This is a genomic window from Psychrobacter sp. 1U2 (genome assembly GCF_051847575.1).
Window position 1 is genome coordinate 1 of record NZ_JBPYDC010000897.1, and the last position, 784, is coordinate 784.

Consider the following 784-nt stretch of genomic DNA (forward strand, 5'->3'; position numbering starts at 1 on the left):
TCATTGTTTTACATGTCATCGACAGTGTTGCAATGGTTCATCATCAATATGAGTTAAAAGTAGAAATAACTATGGATAAATTGCGCGATTTTTTAAAAAGCTGGCCTGGTCGCATTTTATTGATTCTATGCTTATCGCCACTTGCTTTATTGGGCATTGAAAGCTACTTTCAGGGTAATGTTGACCCCAATCAAGTTGCTCAAGTAGGTGAAGCAAGTGTAGGCTTATCAGAGTATCAGAACGCAGTCAACAATAGACGTTCTGAGATTTTAGACCAAATTGATGATGCAAGCTTATTAAATGAAGACGTATTACATGAGCAAGTGTTAAAAGGGTTGATTGATCGTACTTTACTTGAACAGCAAGCTGGCAAGCTAGGTATGACAGTATCAGATGAAACGATTAATCGTCTGTTGCGTCAAGAGGAAGCTTTTAAAGATGAAAATGGTGAGTTTTCTAATGCTCAGTTTTCAAACTTTTTACGTCAACGTGGCATGAATAAAAACCAGCTTTTTGCTGAATTTCGCAATCAACTAAGTCTTGACCAGCTCAATGCTAGTATCGTTGGTACTGCTATTTATCCTATGCAAGCGGTAAATCAATTGATTGATTTGCAGTTGGAATCGCGTGATATTTGGCTGCACCGCTTTGATTGGCAAGACTATCAGCAGCAAGTTAAGCTTAGCGAAAACGATATTCAAGCCTACTATGATGCCAATAAAGAAGCGCTAAAAAGTGATGCGATGGTTGACTTGGCATACATTCAGCTGAGCCCGGCGATGAT

Annotated in this window: 1 protein-coding gene; it reads left to right on the forward strand. The window is 38.9% G+C overall.

Translation table 11 applies throughout. From position 1 onward, the window contains the following. Nucleotides 1-71: 71 nt before the first annotated feature. A partial coding sequence (locus ACS8FD_RS19415; protein ID WP_439277068.1) for a SurA N-terminal domain-containing protein occupies nt 72-784 on the forward strand: 713 nt, incomplete at its 3' end.